Here is a 352-nt window from a genome sequence, read left to right on the forward strand (position 1 = left end):
TTATCAATGTTCTCTTCGGCATCGGCAGCCAGACGCTCCTCCATCTTCTCAATGGCGACAATCGCGACTTCTGCCGTCGCCGCACGGGCTATCCGCTCCTCATTGTGCTGTTGGGTCGAGTCACCGGCCGCAATGTGGTGGAGGAAAGAGCGGCGCATAAACACGCCGACAAACAGCGAGAAGAGAAACACGCCCGCCGCCACGAACACCAGCTCGTAGCGCGCCGGGAAGACGTCGCCCGTCGGCAGCACCAGCGGAATAGAGAGCCCACCGGCGAGGGTTATCGCCCCGCGTACGCCCGCGAAGGAGGCAATCAGCAGCTCGCGCGTGGTCCCGCACCCGAGCTCCATCG

General features: G+C 63.6%; 1 pseudogene. It reads right to left on the bottom strand.

Annotated elements, in window-relative coordinates:
• A pseudogene (locus A6013_RS24795) lies at window positions 1-352 on the bottom strand (Na+/H+ antiporter); the annotation flags it as partial.

Origin of the sequence: Enterobacter sp. IF2SW-B1 (genome assembly GCF_001743375.1) — a bacterium.
Taxonomy (GTDB): domain Bacteria; phylum Pseudomonadota; class Gammaproteobacteria; order Enterobacterales; family Enterobacteriaceae; genus Enterobacter; species Enterobacter bugandensis.